This window comes from Gordonia sp. NPDC003504, from assembly GCF_053587995.1.
This window is the reverse complement of the sequence record NZ_JBSFPC010000004.1, coordinates 208,799-224,411: the sequence shown is the minus strand read 5'-3', so window position 1 is coordinate 224,411 and position 15,613 is coordinate 208,799. Positions and strand designations below refer to the sequence as shown.

The 15,613-nt window shown below is 67.9% G+C and carries 11 protein-coding genes and 1 pseudogene; 5 read left to right on the top strand and 7 right to left on the bottom strand.

All coding sequences use genetic code 11. The annotated features are described in order from the left end of the window. The first annotated feature begins 66 nt into the window (after positions 1-66). A complete protein-coding gene (locus ACWDPV_RS10395; protein ID WP_449742884.1) occupies positions 67-828 on the top strand; it encodes an alpha/beta fold hydrolase in 762 nt (253 codons plus the stop codon). Here the strand turns inward: ACWDPV_RS10395 and ACWDPV_RS10390 are convergent. The 7 genes and pseudogenes from ACWDPV_RS10390 to ACWDPV_RS10360 all read right to left on the bottom strand — a co-directional run bounded on the left by ACWDPV_RS10390 (position 735) and on the right by ACWDPV_RS10360 (position 10,377). Continuing rightward, the gene (locus ACWDPV_RS10390; RefSeq protein ID WP_449742883.1) at positions 735-1,871 is read right to left on the bottom strand and encodes a pyridoxal phosphate-dependent aminotransferase; all 1,137 of its coding nucleotides are present in this window, start codon (positions 1,869-1,871) and stop codon (positions 735-737) included. The genes ACWDPV_RS10395 and ACWDPV_RS10390 overlap by 94 nt on opposite strands. Next, positions 1,868-2,897, bottom strand: a pseudogene (locus ACWDPV_RS10385) (3-oxoacyl-ACP synthase III family protein). Before ACWDPV_RS10385 ends, ACWDPV_RS10390 begins: the two are co-directional and overlap by 4 nt. Continuing rightward, positions 2,894-3,556: an SRPBCC family protein gene (locus tag ACWDPV_RS10380; RefSeq protein WP_449742882.1), complete on the bottom strand. Its 663-nt coding sequence runs from the start codon at positions 3,554-3,556 to the stop codon at positions 2,894-2,896. Before ACWDPV_RS10380 ends, ACWDPV_RS10385 begins: the two are co-directional and overlap by 4 nt. Next, positions 3,553-5,238, bottom strand: a complete 1,686-nt coding sequence (locus ACWDPV_RS10375; RefSeq protein ID WP_449742881.1) for a thiamine pyrophosphate-binding protein — start codon at positions 5,236-5,238, stop codon at positions 3,553-3,555. Before ACWDPV_RS10375 ends, ACWDPV_RS10380 begins: the two co-directional genes overlap by 4 nt. Positions 5,239-5,250: 12 nt before the next feature. After that, positions 5,251-6,897, bottom strand: coding sequence for a GMC oxidoreductase (locus ACWDPV_RS10370; protein ID WP_449742880.1), 1,647 nt, complete (start codon positions 6,895-6,897; stop codon positions 5,251-5,253). A 61-nt stretch (positions 6,898-6,958) separates the two neighbouring features. Continuing rightward, the gene (locus ACWDPV_RS10365; protein WP_348803780.1) at positions 6,959-7,543 is read right to left on the bottom strand and encodes a TetR/AcrR family transcriptional regulator; all 585 of its coding nucleotides are present in this window, start codon (positions 7,541-7,543) and stop codon (positions 6,959-6,961) included. A gap of 17 nt (positions 7,544-7,560) precedes the next feature. Continuing rightward, positions 7,561-10,377, bottom strand: a complete 2,817-nt coding sequence (locus tag ACWDPV_RS10360; RefSeq protein ID WP_348803781.1) for an aconitate hydratase — start codon at positions 10,375-10,377, stop codon at positions 7,561-7,563. 407 nt (positions 10,378-10,784) lie between these two features. Between ACWDPV_RS10360 and ACWDPV_RS10355 the strand changes: the two genes are divergently transcribed. The 4 genes from ACWDPV_RS10355 (at position 10,785) to ACWDPV_RS10340 (ending at position 15,609) form a co-directional block, all read left to right on the top strand. Then, positions 10,785-11,399: an Rv1476 family membrane protein gene (locus ACWDPV_RS10355; protein ID WP_348803782.1), complete on the top strand. Its 615-nt coding sequence runs from the start codon at positions 10,785-10,787 to the stop codon at positions 11,397-11,399. 509 nt (positions 11,400-11,908) lie between these two features. Continuing rightward, complete coding sequence (locus ACWDPV_RS10350) at positions 11,909-13,336, top strand: NlpC/P60 family protein (protein ID WP_449742997.1); 1,428 nt, start codon at positions 11,909-11,911, stop codon at positions 13,334-13,336. 139 nt (positions 13,337-13,475) lie between these two features. Then, complete coding sequence (locus ACWDPV_RS10345) at positions 13,476-14,684, top strand: AAA family ATPase (RefSeq protein ID WP_449742879.1); 1,209 nt, start codon at positions 13,476-13,478, stop codon at positions 14,682-14,684. Beyond that, on the top strand, positions 14,671-15,609 hold the full coding sequence (locus tag ACWDPV_RS10340) for a DUF58 domain-containing protein (RefSeq protein ID WP_449742878.1): 939 nt from the start codon (positions 14,671-14,673) through the stop codon (positions 15,607-15,609). Before ACWDPV_RS10345 ends, ACWDPV_RS10340 begins: the two co-directional genes overlap by 14 nt. Positions 15,610-15,613 lie beyond the last annotated feature (4 nt).

Genomic DNA, 15,613 nt, shown 5'->3' with positions numbered 1-15,613 from the left:
GACCGCGGCGCACGTGCCCGACCACTCGGCACCACCGGCCACACACCACCACACGAGAGGCCCGAGATGACCACGATCGACCTGTACTACGAGATCCACGGGCCCGACGACGGTTCCACACCGCTCGTCCTGGTACACGGCGGCGCCGGTGTGATCGACGTCGACTGGGGTCACGCGATCCGCGTGCTATCCCCACACCGCAGACTGATCGCCGTGGAGTTGCAGGGGCATGGCCACACCCCACACCATCGCCGGCCGTACACCTTCGACAACTCCGCCGCCGACATCGCGGCGCTGGTGGAGTCGCTCGGTGTGGGACAGGTCGACATCATGGGCTTCTCCAACGGCGGGCCGACGGTCCTGCGGTTCGCATTGCGTCGTCCCGAGCTCACCAGGCGTGTGGTGGTGGCCTCGGGTTTCACGCGCCGCGACGGCATGATCGACGGTTTCTGGGACTCCTTCGACGATCCGAGTCCGGACGGGGTGCCGCCGCTGCTCGCCGAGGCCTATGGCCGAATCAACCCCGACCCGGACGACTTCCGCCGGATGTTTGAACTCGACGTCACCCTGATGTGTGGATTCGTCGACTGGGCCGACGCCGACCTGGCGGGACTACGGGCGCCGGCGATGTTCGTCAGCGGTGACCGCGACATCGTCCGCGGCGAACACACCCTCGCGATGAGCCGACTCGCCCCGGACGGTCGAGCGCTGGTGGTGCCCGGGGCACACGGTGACTACCTGGGTGCGGTGGTCGCCGAGGAACTCGATGAGGCCCTCGTCGCCTCCACCTGGCGGCTGATCACCCGATTCCTCGACGGCGACTCGTGAGTCCAGGGAATAGCGCCTTTCCGCGCGTCGGTGACGCTACCGATGATCCGCTCGGTGACCGCACGGTCGAGGACCGTCAGGCGGAAACCGTCGGAGCCACAGAACCTGCCGTGAATCCCGTTCGCGGCCAGTGCCCGTCCCACGGCGAGGCCGCCGGCACCCGGCAGGTAGACGAAGTTGGCGTGGCCGTCGAGGGCCTCCACACCCACGGAGGCGAGGGATCGTGCGAGGTGTGTGCGTTCGGCGCGAACGGCCGACATCCGCGCGTCGAGTTCCCGGTGGGCCAACAGTGCCACCGGGACCGCGGCGGCCGCGGCCGCGCTGATCGCGAATGGTATCTCCTGGCTTTGGGCGCCGGCCACCGCCGACGGCGCACCGAATGCGTATCCGATCCGGACCCCGGCGAGCGCATGGGCCTTCGAGAAGGTGCGTAGCACACAGACATTCGGGAACTCCTCGGCAATGGCCACTGCGTCGACCGGGCACTCGCAGTACTCGATGTAGGCCTGGTCGAGGATGACCGGGAGCGCCCCGTCGAGATCCGCGAGGAACGCGCGCAGGCGCGACTCGCCGAGGACGGCGCCGGTCGGATTGTGTGGTGAACACAGGATCACCGCGGCGGTCGAGGAGTCGACCGCCGCGGCCAGGGCGTCGAGGTCGGGACATCCACGCTCGTCGAGAGGGGTGGTGACGAGTCGCACGCCGAGGATCCGCGCGAGAATGCCGAACCCGTCGCAGGTCGGGGCGGGTGTGAGGATGGTGGGGTCAGCGATCCCGTGCTCACGGGCGCACAACATGGCGTCGGCCATAATCGCTTGCGCCACCGCAGTTCCGCCCGGCCCGACGGTCACCTGATTCGCGCCGATTCCCAGATGGGCGGCGATGGCCAGGCGCGGCCGGTCGGCGGTGAACTCGGGATATCGATGGGCGTCGCGGGCGGCGGTCGCCATGGCCTCGACGACGGCGGGCAGCGGTGCGAACGCCGACTCGTTGAGGTCACAACGCACCGGCGCATCTGCGACGGTGGACCCGCGCGGGGTCACGACCGTCCGGACCAACGCACCGCGCAGGCCGCGGCGAAGTCACCGGCGTGGGCGAAGGCCGACATCATGATGACGTCACCGTCGGCGACCTTGCCGCTGTCGACGAGGGCGTCCAGCGTCATCGGGATACCGACCGCGAACAGATTGCCGCAGTCGTCGAAGGTGTCCGGATGCCGTGACTCCGGCAACTCGAGGGCCTCGCGCCAGTTCCGGAGGAAGATGCGGTTCGGCTGATTGGTGATGAACCAGTCCAGATCCCGCGGCGCCACCGGGATTCGGCCGGCGACCTCGTAGGACACCTCCGGCACGAGACGGTTTCCGCGGGAAAGCACCTTGGCGATCTTGGCGTCGGTGAAGCCGACGTGGATCTGGCCGGGGCCGGCCTCCCAATACTTGCGTGGCGGATCGCTGACCGCGGTCATATCCGCCGAGTACTCCCCGAATGACCGGCACACCGTGGCCAGCACCGGATTGCACCCGTCGAGGGTGAGCACGGCCACCGCGGCACCATCCCCGGGAATCGCGCCCCTGCGCCTTGGGCCGCACCTGTTCCTGCGTGAAGATCTGACCGGCGGTGTTGGTGGCCACCCCGATCAGTGCCTTGCCTCCGCCGCGGACGCGCAGGAGTGCGCCGGCGATCTCGATCATGTGCACGAAGGCGGCGCATCCGCCGTTGTGGACGTCGAGGACGGTCGTCGGCCGCAACCCCAGGCGATGGGCCACCTCGCCCACGCATCCGCGCACCGGGACCTCGGGAAGCTGGCTGTGGGTGAGCACCACGTCCACGTCGTCGAGGTAGTCCGAACCGTGCCGATCGGCCAATACCGCTGCCGCAGCGACGATCATGTCGGCCGAGGTCTCCCCGTCCGCCGCATGATGGCGGTGTGCGGGGGCTCGGAACATCGCATTGTCGGCGAGTGCGTCGTCGGCCGCATACTCGGCGAACCACGTGGCCGGTACCCGGTTGGTGGGGCGGTAGGTCGCCACGTCGGCCAGGCTGATCGCGGGGCTGATCGAGGCGGTCATGAACGCATCCATTCCGGGGTGAGGGGAAGACCGGCGCGGTGCCGGGACTCGGCAATCGCGGTGAGATTGTCGAGTTCGACCTGATGCCCGGCGGCGAACATGTCCCAGAGATCGCCGACCCACTCCTCCCGGCCCGCGGGGGCGGTATCCGGGTAGGGGTTCGAGTCATAGAACGGGTGCCGGCAGTTGGTCCACGTGACCACCGAACCGGGGCGATTCAGGACCACCTGCGCGTCGACGACCCGCATGAGATAGACCATCCACAGGTGATCGGGTTGGTCCCACGCGCAGTGATAGTCCACCGTCATCGCGTCATCGTGGGTGACGGCCCGCACGTAGATGTCGGTGTCGTCATTGAGGCGATCCTGGCCGAGGAACAGTCCGGGCGTCCGCGTGACGCGCAGACCCCGTGTGCTGTACGTCCATTCCTCGAGTGTCCGGGGGTCGGCGAGCCATGCGTACAGCGGGCGCGGCGGCGCGTCGACGTAGCCCTGCACGGTGCAGTAGTCGCCGTAGATCTGCTGATGCGGATAGACCGACCGGATTCGGTCGACGAGCATCGGTGTCGACTCGGCCCGGGAATGGGTCTCGACCCTGATCACTCCCGGCAGGTGTTCTCCCTCGGGAAGATCCGACAATGCGGTGGTGGTCGTCGTCATGGGTGTCCTCTCAGAAACGGTGCAAACGGCGGTAGGTCGTCGGCGTCGACCTCGACGACGACGCAGTTCGGCCCGGGATGTGTCAGTGCGGCGCCGAGGGCCGCGTCGAGCTCGCCGGATTCGGTCACATGCCAGACGGTCAGCGTCGGGAACATCGCGTCGAGTCCGGCGGCGAAGTCGGTGTGCCGGAAGCTGTTCAGCGATGAGGTGGCCGGGAAGTACAGATCCTCGCGGGTGCGGCACATGCCGTGCGCGTCGTTGTTCGCCACCACGATCGTGATCGGCGCATCGTGCTCGATCGCGGTGTGGATCTCCATACCGTGCATCAGGAAGGAGCCGTCGCCGGCGATCACCACCGTGCGTCGTGGTGTATCCCCGTCGCCACCGGCGATGGCGACACCGACACCGGCCGCGATCGCGTATCCCATGCCGCCCATGCCCAGGGCCACGGCGAACCGTCCGACACCGAAGGGCAGATGGTGGATCGCGGCGGCTCCGGTGTTGCCGGCGTCGGCGAACACCGCGGCGTCGTCGGGCAGTGCCGCGCCGACGGCCTCGATCACCGAACGCATGTCGGGGTGCGGGCCGTCGAATTTCGGGGTCACGAGGGCGACGACCTCCCGGGCGGCGGCTCCGGGCACGCACCTCGACTGTCGACGAACTCGTGAGACCACCTGTGCGAGAGCGTATTCGAGGTGATCGCAGCCGATGTGGCGAACGCCGCCGGTGCGCGGTGGATGCGCGCCGAGATGAACGACGGTCCGCTCGGCGCGGATGTCGTCGAGCCCGGCGCGATCGGTCAACGACATCCGGCAGCCGAGCACCAGGATCGTCGACGCTTCAGCCAGGGCGGCATGTGCCGACGGATGACCCATCACCCCCGTCACTCCCGCGCACCCGGGCCCGGCGACGTCCCGACCGCCCGGGGACACCACCGTGGTGGCGCCGAGCAGGTCGGCGAGCTCCGTCACCGCGCCACCAAGACGATGCCGTGCCGCCTCCTCACCCGACCAGATGCACACCTGACCGGGACCTGCTGTACGGCAGAGGGTTTCGGCGATGTGGTCCAACACGTCCGGGTCCGGATGAGCCGTTACATCGGCCGGGGCGTCGATATGCGCACGCCTGTTGCCTGCTTCTTCGGAAAAATGTTGTGCCGCAATATTCTTCGGTATCACGACGGCCGCCGGCAGCGATCGGCGCAGTGTCGCGGCGCCAGTGTCGAGTGCGGCGTCGACGTCGTCGACGGTGCGCATCACCGCAACGGCGCCGACAACCCCGGACAGCACCACCTCGAGATCGATGGTGTCCGGTGGCGACAGCATGTCCTGGAATCCGCCGCGGCCGACGGTGTTCGAGGGTGGTGCACCGATGACGGCGAGTACCGGCACCCGACTGTCATACGACTCGCCGAGTGCGGCGATGACGTTGAGGGCTCCGCCGCCCGAGGTGGTCAGCACCGCCGACGGCGCGCCTCGCATGCGGGCCACGCCGTCGGCCATCGCGCCGGCCGCGAACTCGTGTTTCGCGATCACCGGCGTGATGCCGGGGTGAGCCGATGCCGCGTCGAAGATGTCCTCGATGTTGGCGCCGTGCACCCCGAACACCGTCGAGATGCCCAGTTCGTACAGTCGTGCGCAGACATGATCGGCGACCCTGGCCGATCGCGCACCCGGCGTCATCTGCGAGGCGGATCAGTGTGCGGCCAGAAAGCGGTCCATCGTCCGCTCCGCGAGTGCCGTGATGGTGAGGGACGGATTGACCAGGCCGACGGCCCCCGGGGCGAACGCACCGTCGACGACGTAGAGGTTGTCGTAGCCCTTGACCGCGCCGTTCGCATCGGCGGCCTGTCCGACCACCACTCCGCCGAGTCCGTGGAAGGTAGCGCCCGAACCAAAGCCGGAGAGACGGTCGTACACCGGAATCCCGTTGAGCGGATGTCCGAATCGGCCCTCGGTCCGGTCATGGAAGTGCCGGGCGAAGGCGATGGCCTGCCGGTCCAGATCGCTGGTGCCCGCAGGGTGCGGATAGTTCAGCGTGGTGCGGCCGGTGGTGTGGTCGTAGTCGATGGTGCCGCGCTCGTCGGTGTGGACCTGGATGAGGTGTGTGGTCGCCAGTGAGCCGGCCGGGGCCGGGAAGGGACTGGCCTGATAGATCATCGTCGCCGGCCCGCCGGGCATGCGATCCTCCCGGATCCGGGCATACCCGGGACCACCCTGCACCGGCCCGTGCTGATTGCGCAGCGCGGTACGGATGATCAGGAAGTCGCCGTTGCCGCCGAAGCCGTTGCCGATCTTGGGGGACAGGCGCGGCAGCGTTCCGCGCGCCCGGGCCTGTACCAGCAGCGAGGTGGTGTGGAACGAGCCCGCGGCCATGAACAGGTAGTCGGCCTCGGTGGTGACGATCCGCACGGTGCGCCCGGCGTCGTCGATGAGTCGTGACCGCACGACGTAGCCCGGTCGCCGGGTGCGCTCGGTGATCTCGAAGACCTCGTGCATCGGTTTGATCGTCACGAATCCGGTGCGTTCGGCCGCCGGCAGGTAGTTGTGGTCGACGGAGTTCTTGGCGCCGCTGTTGACGCCGTAGGACAGGTCGCCGATGGAGACGCCCTTCGGTGCGCGACCCGCCAACTCGGCCCGCACGCGGTCCCAGTCGATCGCGTAGTCGACGAATTGCGGCGCGATTCCATAGCGCTTGAGGATCGTCAGCCACGACCGGGCGCCGACGTAGTTGGGATGCGCCAGGATGTCATCGGGGAGCGGGCCGGTACCCAACACCTTCCGGGCGCGCGGGAAGTAGGTGCGCGACAGTTCGTCGTATCCGCTACCACCGGGGAAGACATGCTCGAAGTCGGCCTTGTCCGGCTGCAGGGTGAAGGCCCCGAACACCAGTGAGCCGCCACCGACGCCGGCCCCGTGGACCGATTCGATCCCGTTGCCGCGGATCGTGTCGAGCACACCGGGGTAGGGGGTGGTGGGCGTCCGGCCGACGCTGGAGATCCCGGCGGTGGTGTCGAACCAGGCGGCCCGCCGGTCAGGGCGGTCGAAGGTGGCGAAGGTGTTGCCGTCGCCCCGGATCGGCCATCGGCGGCCGCGTTCGAGGACCGTCGTGCGGATTCCGGCCTGCCCCAACCGCAGGGCCGCAACGGCCCCGCCGAAGCCGCTGCCGATGACGATGGCGGTGGCACCGTCGGCGGCCCTCGCGGGTGCGGCGGCGAACGTGGAACCGAGTCCGGCGGCGGCGAGGCCGGCACCCACCGACCCGACACCGATGCCGCGCAGCAGAGAGCGTCGGGTCAGGGGGGCGGTCGGGAGTCCCGTGGACGAGAAGTCTGAATGCACCCTGTGAAGCTAGCCAGAAAATTAGGCTAGGCATACCTCTTTAGGGGCACCTGGGTGTGATTCACGTCTCACTTCCCGCATTTCGCGAGACACGCACCGATTCCTCTACGAGATCGAGAACTTTGTGCAGGTCATCGGTGGGTTGGCCGGTCGCGAGCCGCGTGATCAACCCGTCGAGGACGAGGTCGAGGTACCCCACGAGGACCTCGGTGGGCACGTCGTCACGGAGTCGGCCCGAGGCGCGGCCTCGTTCGAGTCGCGCCGCCGTGGCCTTCTCCAGATCCGCCGAGTGGGCGCTCCACGCATCCCGGAACTTGGTGTCGGTGCGCAACTTCCGGGCGATCTCGAGCCGGGTGCCGAGCCAGTCGAAGTCCTGCGGGCTGGTCAACATGTCCCGCATGACCTGGACGAGGCCCTGCTCGGCCGCCACGTCGGCCATCCGCTCGGCGTCCTCCTGCGCGAGGGCGAGGAACAACGCCTCCTTGTCCCGGAAGTGGTGAAAGATCGCACCGCGCGACAGACCCGTCGACTCCTCGATGCGTTTGACGGTGGCTCCGTCGTATCCGTACTCCGCGAAGCAATGCCGCGCGCCGTCGAGAATCTCCCGACGACGCGCGGCAAGGCGGTCATCGCTGACCTTGGGCACTGTGCAGATACCCCCGATCAGCCCTTGATCATGTTGCGCAGCACGTACTGCAGAATGCCTCCGTTGCGGTAGTAATCGGCCTCACCGGGGGTGTCGATGCGCACCTTGGCGTCGAACTCGACCGTCGAGCCGTCCTCCTTGGTGGCGGTGACGTGAACCGTGCTCGGGGTGGTACCCGAGTTCAGCTCCTCGATACCGGTGATGTCGAAGGTCTCCGTGCCGTCGAGGCCCAGCGACTTGTGCGACTCGCCCTCCGGGAACTGCAGCGGGATGACACCCATACCGATCAGGTTCGAGCGGTGAATACGCTCGAAGCTCTCGGTGATGACGGCCTTGACGCCCAGCAGGCTGGTGCCCTTGGCGGCCCAGTCACGCGAACTTCCGGTGCCGTACTCCTTGCCACCGAGCACGACCAGCGGAGTACCCGCGGCGGCGTAGTTCTGCGCGGCGTCGTAGATGAAGGCCTGCGGCGCACCCTCCTGAGTGAAGTCGCGGGTGTAACCACCGGTGACATCGACGAGCTGGTTGGCCAGGCGGATATTGCCGAAGGTCGAGCGGATCATCACCTCGTGGTTACCGCGGCGGGCACCCAGCGAGTTGTAGTCCTTTCGGGCCACCCCGTGCTCGTCCAGGTACTGCGCGGCGGGGGTGCCGGGCTTGATGGTCGACGCGGGGGAGATGTGGTCTGTGGTGACCGAGTCGCCCAGCTTCGCCAGCACACGCGCGCCCTTGATGTCGCTGACCGGGTCGGCCTCGAGCTTCATGCCCTCGAAGTACGGGGGCTTACGCACATAGGTCGACTCGTCGTCCCACTCGAAGGTCTTGCCGTCCGGCGTCGGCAGGTTCTGCCACCGCTCGTCGCCCTTGAAGACGTCGGCATAGTCCTCGGCGTACTGCTCGGCCGAGATGGAGCTCTTGATGGTCTCGGCGATCTCCTCGTTGGACGGCCAGATGTCCTTGAGGAACACATCGTTTCCGTCGGTGTCCTGACCCAGCGGATCGGTCTCGAAGTCGAAGTCCATCGTGCCGGCCAGGGCGTAGGCGATGACCAGCGGCGGCGACGCGAGGTAGTTCATCTTCACGTCGGGGTTGATGCGACCCTCGAAGTTGCGGTTACCCGAGAGCACCGCGGTGGCGGTCAGATCGTTGTCGTTGATCGCCTTGGAGATCTCCTCCGGCAGCGGTCCCGAGTTGCCGATGCAGGTGGTGCAGCCGTAGCCGACCAGGTAGAAGCCGACCTTCTCCAGGTACGGCCAGAGGCCGGCCTTGTCGTAGTAGCCGGTGACGACCTGCGAACCCGGGGCCATCGAGGTCTTGACCCACGGCTTGGAGGTCAGGCCCTTCTCGACCGCCTTCTTGGCGAGCAGGCCTGCGCCCAGCATCACCGACGGGTTGGAGGTGTTGGTGCAGCTGGTGATCGAGGCGATCGTCACGATGCCGTGGTCCAGCACCATCGTGCCGCGTTCGGCCGACTCCACCACGACGGGCTTGGACGGACGGCCCGCCGAACCCTTCGACGCGTCGTGCGCCGGAACCTCGTCGTCGGAGAACGACAGCTTGGCCGCACCGGGCGAGGTGGCCGGCGCGTCGGAGGCCGGGAAGCTCTCCTCGCTGGCTTCGTCCACGCCGTTGATCTGCGGGGTGTTGCCCTCTTCGACGTAGTTGTGGATGTCCTTGCGGAAGGCGTTCTTGGCGTCCCACAGTTCGATGCGGTCCTGCGGGCGCTTCGGGCCGGCGATCGACGGGACGACCGTCGACAGGTCGAGCTCCATGTACTCCGAGTACTCGGCCTCGGCGGCATCCTTCTCCAGCCACATGCCCTGTTCCTTGGCGTACGCCTCGACGAGGTCGAGGGTCTCCTGGCTGCGGCCGGTGAGCTTGAGGTAATTGATGGTCTCGCCGTCGATCGGGAACATCGCACAGGTCGAGCCGAACTCGGGGCTCATGTTGCCGATGGTGGCGCGGTTGGCCAGGGGCACCTCGGCCACGCCGTTGCCGTAGAACTCCACGAACTTGCCGACCACGCCGTGCTTGCGGAGCATGTCGGTGATGGTGAGCACCACGTCGGTGGCGGTCACACCCGGCTTGGCGGCACCGGTGAGCTTGAAACCGACGACGCGCGGGATGAGCATCGACACGGGCTGTCCGAGCATCGCTGCCTCGGCCTCGATACCGCCGACGCCCCAACCGAGCACGCCCAGGCCGTTCTCCATGGTGGTGTGCGAGTCGGTGCCGATGCAGGTGTCGGGGTAGGCGACACCGTCACGCACCATGATGGAACGGGCCAGGTGCTCGATGTTGACCTGGTGGACGATGCCGGTGCCCGGGGGGACAACCCGGAAGTCGTCGAACGCGCCCTGGCCCCAGCGGAGGAACTTGTAGCGCTCCTCGTTGCGCTGGTACTCGATCTCGACGTTGCGCTCGAGGGCCTGCGAATTGCCGAAGGCCTCGATGATGACGGAGTGATCGATGACCATCTCGGCCGGTGCGAGGGGATTGACCTTCTCCGGGTCGCCACCGAGTTCCTTGACAGCGTCGCGCATGGTCGTCAGGTCCACCACGCACGGGACGCCGGTGAAGTCCTGCATGATGACGCGCGCCGGGGTGAACTGGATCTCGATGCTCGGTTCGGCCGAGGGATCCCAGTTGGCGATCGCCTCGATGTGCTCCTTGGTGATGTTCGCGCCGTCTTCGGTGCGCAGGAGGTTCTCGGCGAGGACCTTCAGGGCGTAGGGGAGTTTCTCGGTGCCCTTGACCGCGCTGAGGCGGAAGATCTCGTAGGAGTTGTCGCCCACCTCAAGGGTGCCCTGGGCGCCAAACGAATTGATGCTCACGTTGTTCCACTCTCCTCTGGCCGACGGGCTGCGTCGGCATTGTGCGTCCCGGGCGAGAAGTCCGGGCCTACTCCGGGCTCATCGGCGAGCGTCACCATCTCGTCGACTCTGACCATCCCCCGACGGGCTGCGCCGGGGTCGTGCTGTTGTGTCATCCAGCTGTGTCATCCAGCGACCGCGGGGTTTCCGCGGCGACGCAAACCAGTCTAACAGTACGTCCGTACTGTTAACAACCACCGACACGCGCGCGAGCCACGGCGGACCCGGTGGCCCATGACCATCCCATTCTGTCGTACCGTGCTGGTCGAGGTTCGGTGAGCAGACGCCGCACCACGCACATTTAATGATCGTGAAACGTGGCCGTCCGGTTCCGGGCGGGTCACCTGGTGGTGTGAGGAAGCGACAGCATGACTCCTGGCCCCGTCGCCGACGGCTCGCTGATTCTCGCCGCTCCGGTGGCCGCCCCGGCGTCGGAGTACGACTCGCCGGGCGTCACCGACACCACGGCGCCCGGTGGCATCGTCCTCGCGACCATCGCCGACGGCCTGCGCGACGATCACGTCTACACCCAGAACCCCGATCAGGTCGACGCGTTGCGTGCCGTGGTGAATCACGCCCAGGGACAGGGCCACGACATCAACATCGTCGTCCTCGACCAGAAGATGCCGGTGTTCACCATGTACCGCGACATCGCCACCGAGTTGCAGCAACAGGTCGGTGGAACGGTCCTGGTGTTCGGACCGAACGCGGTCGGGAGTGCCTCTCCGGAGTTCAGTCGCGTGGTCCTCGAGGAGTCGACCGACAATCTCACCCTGTCCAACCCGCCGCAGGCGGCCGCGGAGATGGTCGATTCGATCACGGCTCCGAGCCTGGATTGGACGCTGATCACGCTGGTGTTGATGGTCGTCGTCGCGATCGGCGCCGTCCTCGGCCGCCTTCGGTCGTTGCGTCGACGTGCCGATGATCCAGATCATGAGGCGGAGGTCGACCCGACGCCCGCTTCCGCGGTGGCGAACGACTGATCGCCAACCGGGCAGCGTCTCGCCGTCGCCGCTCGGCTTCTCATGATCGGCCGCATCTACGCGGGCCGCATCTACACCGGGGCGCCGAGCTCTCCAAGTGTCGCGACCGCCGACGCCCGGCTCTGTTACCAATTCGAAACGTGACCAGAGGTCGCGGACTTTCGGCTGTTCACGCCCATCTCTGCAGGTAATCACGTCTTTGTAATTCGTTGCGCTTGTTTTCGCGAGTGGTAGATGTGACGTACGGTTCCAATGTCACGTGTGGTGCATCTGCTCATCAGTGCGCTCCATGTGATGCGAGTTGTACATGCGACAGAGGTGCGGCTGTGCGGGGGTTTCTGACGGCCATCGGAGCCGGAGGGGCAGATCGACTGCCACGCACCCGCACTCGGCAAACGGTGAGGGAGCAGCCAGTGAGGCGAAGGACCACGGCGACACGCCGCGATGTGCCGCGGCGTCGGCTGCAGGTCACGGCCGCGGTGGCGTCCGTCATCGCCGGTGCCGCCGCCATGATGGGGCCGGCCCACGCCGCACCGACTCCGACGACCTCCCCGGTCTCGTCCCTGATCAATCAGATCGCGCAGGTCAACCAGAACCTAAGCGACCTCGACAAGGCCGTCGCATTGCGCCAGGAGGCGGCCAATCATGCGGTCGTCGACTACCAGAACGCCCTGGCCGCTCAGCGCCTGGCCAGTGTGGCGGCCACCAATGCCCGGTCGTCGCTCACCCGCGCGACGCAGGCAACCGCGGCCGCCCAGCGCGAGTTCGACGAGTTCGTCCGGTCGGTCTATCGGACCGGGGGAAATCAGGCCACCATGTCGAACTACCTGTCGTCGCCGGATCCGCAGCGTGTCCTCGACCGGGCGGCGGTGATCGACCAGATCGGTCGCGATCAACAGCAGACCATCCGCCGGCTGCAGGTGGCGCGCAATCAGCAGGCCAACCAGGTCGCGGCGCTCGAGGCGACCAAACGGCAGACCGCCTATGCCACCGAGGGAGCGGCGACCCGTCGTGACTCGGCGGTCGCGGCGGTGACCGAGGCCCGTACCGCGATCGTCGACCAACAACGTCAACGCGCCACCCTGATTCGGCAGCGTGACTCGGTGCAGGCGCGGCTCGACGCGCTCCGCGGCACCGTGCGCCCGACCCCGGTCGCCGACCCGGAGCCCACCGACCTGCTCACCGGCCTGTTCCGCAACCTCCCCGGACAACAACAACCGGGTCCCGCGGCGATCAGTCCCACCCAGGCCGAGGGCGACAACCAGACGATGCAGGTGGCCGCTGAGGCCGCGACACGACTGGCGCTCGATGTCTCGCAGAAGGTGCTCGCCGCCCTCGTCGGGCAGCAGCAGGTGCCGCATTCGGAACTGCTCGACGAACTGGGAGTCGGCGGCGCGGGACTCGGCAGCGACGGCGGTGGCGACACCCTGAGCGCCCGCCTCGGCTCGGGCAGCCTCGGCAGCCTGTTCGGCAGTTCCGGCGGTGGCGGCGGCGTGGTCCGACCCGGTCTGCGCGGACCCCAGGCGGTCGAGATCGTCGTCAACCGGGCCCTGTCGCAACTCAACGTGCCGTACGCGTGGGGCGGCGGAAACGCCGAGGGCCCGACCCAGGGCATCCGCGACGGCGGTGTCGCCGACAGCTACGGCGACTACGCCAAGGTCGGCTACGACTGCTCGGGCCTGATGGTCTACGCCTTCGCCGGTGTCGGCATCGAACTGCCGCACTACACGGGTTACCAGTACACCTCCGGACCGCAGTTCCCCCTCGCCCAGATGCAACGCGGCGACATGATCTTCTACGGTCCCAACGCCAGCGAGCACGTCGCGTTGTACCTCGGCGACGGCAAGATGGTCGAGGCCCCGCAATCCGGCGACGTGGTCAAGGTGTCGCCGGTGCGCACCGACGGCGCCATGCCCAACGTCGTGCGCCTGCTCTGAGCCCACACTCACTCGACCGGCCGACACCCGCCCCGACCTTCGTGGCAAGTTCTCAGTCGACGCCGCTAGGCTGGCAACGGCGCGCGGCGCGAGGGTCCGCACCGCCACCACATCACCTCGCCGAGGACAGGAGTAGGGGTTGACCTCACATCCCACCGCCGATTCGTCGGCACCGACCGGCGGCGCCGGTGGCGTCGAATTGAGTGACAGCGACGTCAAGCTGGTGGAACGAGCGATCTACGAGGTCAAACGTGTCATCGTCGGACAGGATCAGCTCGTCGAGCGCATCCTCGTCGGTCTGCTGGCCCGCGGGCACATCCTCCTCGAGGGCGTGCCCGGCGTCGCCAAGACCCTGGCCGTGGAGACCTTCGCCACCGTGATCGGCGGCAGCTTCTCGCGTGTCCAGTTCACCCCCGACCTCGTGCCCACCGACCTCATCGGCACCCGTATCTACCGCCAGGGCCGCGAAGAGTTCGACACCGAACTCGGACCGGTGGTCGCCAATTTCCTCCTCGCCGACGAGATCAACCGCGCGCCGGCCAAGGTTCAGTCCGCGCTGCTGGAGGTCATGGCCGAGCGGCATGTGTCGATCGGCGGGACCACCTACCCGATGCCGGATCCGTTCCTGGTGATGGCGACGCAGAACCCGATCGAGAACGAGGGCGTGTACCCGTTGCCCGAGGCGCAGCGGGACCGCTTCCTGTTCAAGGTCCTCGTCGACTACCCCTCGGTCGAGGAGGAACGCGAGATCGTCTACCGGATGGGCAATGTGCCGCCGACGGCCTCGCGGATCCTCGACCCCGAGACGACGATCCGCCTGCAGCGCACCGCCGCCAACGTATTCGTCCACCACGCGCTGGTCGACTACGTCGTGCGCGTCATCAACGCCACCCGCCGGCCCGCCGAGGTCGGTCTCACCGATGTCGCGAGCTGGTTGTCCTACGGCGCCTCACCTCGCGCGACGCTCGGTATCGTCGCCGCGGCGCGGGCACTGGCCCTGGTGCGCGGCCGCGATTACGTGATCCCCGCCGATGTCGTCGAGATCATCCCGGACGTGTTGCGGCACCGGCTGGTTCTCAGTTACGACGCCCTCGCCGACGAGGTCACCGCCGATGCCGTCATCGCGCGCATCCTGCAGACCATCGGACTTCCCCAGGTGGGCGCGCAACCCGTCGCCCCGACCCCCGGGTATCCCGCTCAGGCGCCCGCGGTACCGCCGGCACCCACCGAGTATCCGGCACCCGGACAGGGCGGCCCCGGCGTGGGGAATCCCGTACAGCCGCCGGTGCCGAATGCGGCCGCGGCACCCGTTCCGAACCAGGCACCCGCGCAGTATGGCGGCCAATAGCGATCTGCCGTCGCTCGGGGCGGGGGTGGCCGAGGAGCCGCAGCTGACGGCCGCCCTCAAGATGCTCGAGCTGACGGTCCGCCGCAAGCTCGACGGCGTACTCCAGGGCGAGCACCTCGGACTCATCCCCGGGCCGGGATCCGAGCCGGGGGAGGCCCGTCCCTACCAGCCCGGTGACGACATCCGTCAGATGGAGTGGTCGGTCACCGCCCGCACCACCCAGCCCCACGTCCGTCAGATGATCGCCGACCGCGAGTTGGAGACCTGGCTGGTCGTCGATGCCTCGGCAAGCCTCGATTTCGGCACGGTGAACTGCACGAAACGCGACCTCGCGGTCGCCGCCGCGGCCGCGATCGTGCATCTGACCTCCGGCGGCGGCAACCGGCACGGCGCCATCATCGTGACCGGTGATCAGGTGGTGCGGATCCCGGCACGAACCGGCCGGATGCACGCCCAGCACCTGCTCAAGGCCATCGCCACCACCAAACGTGCCTCGGCGGGCGTGCGTGGTGACCTCAACGCCGGCATCGAGGCGCTGCGTCGACCGGAGCGTCGACGCGGACTGGCCGTGGTGATCAGCGATTTTCTCGGACCGATCGACTGGGAGCGATCGCTGCGGGCGATCGGCGGCCACCACGAGTTGCTGGCCGTTGCGGTCCTCGATCCCCGAGATCAGGAACTCCCGCCGGTCGGACAGGTCCGGCTGGCCGACGCCGAGTCCGGTGACATCCGCGAGGTGACCATCACCGACGGCCTGCGCCGGGACTTCGCCGCGGCTGCGCAGGCGCACGAGAATCAGGTGCTGCGCACCATCCGCAGCTGCGGTGGACCGGTGCTGTCGTTGCGCACCGATCGGGACTGGCTGACCGACGTCGTGAAGTTCGTCGGCCGACGACGCCGCGGGCTCGCGGCCGGGGTGGGGTGAGGTC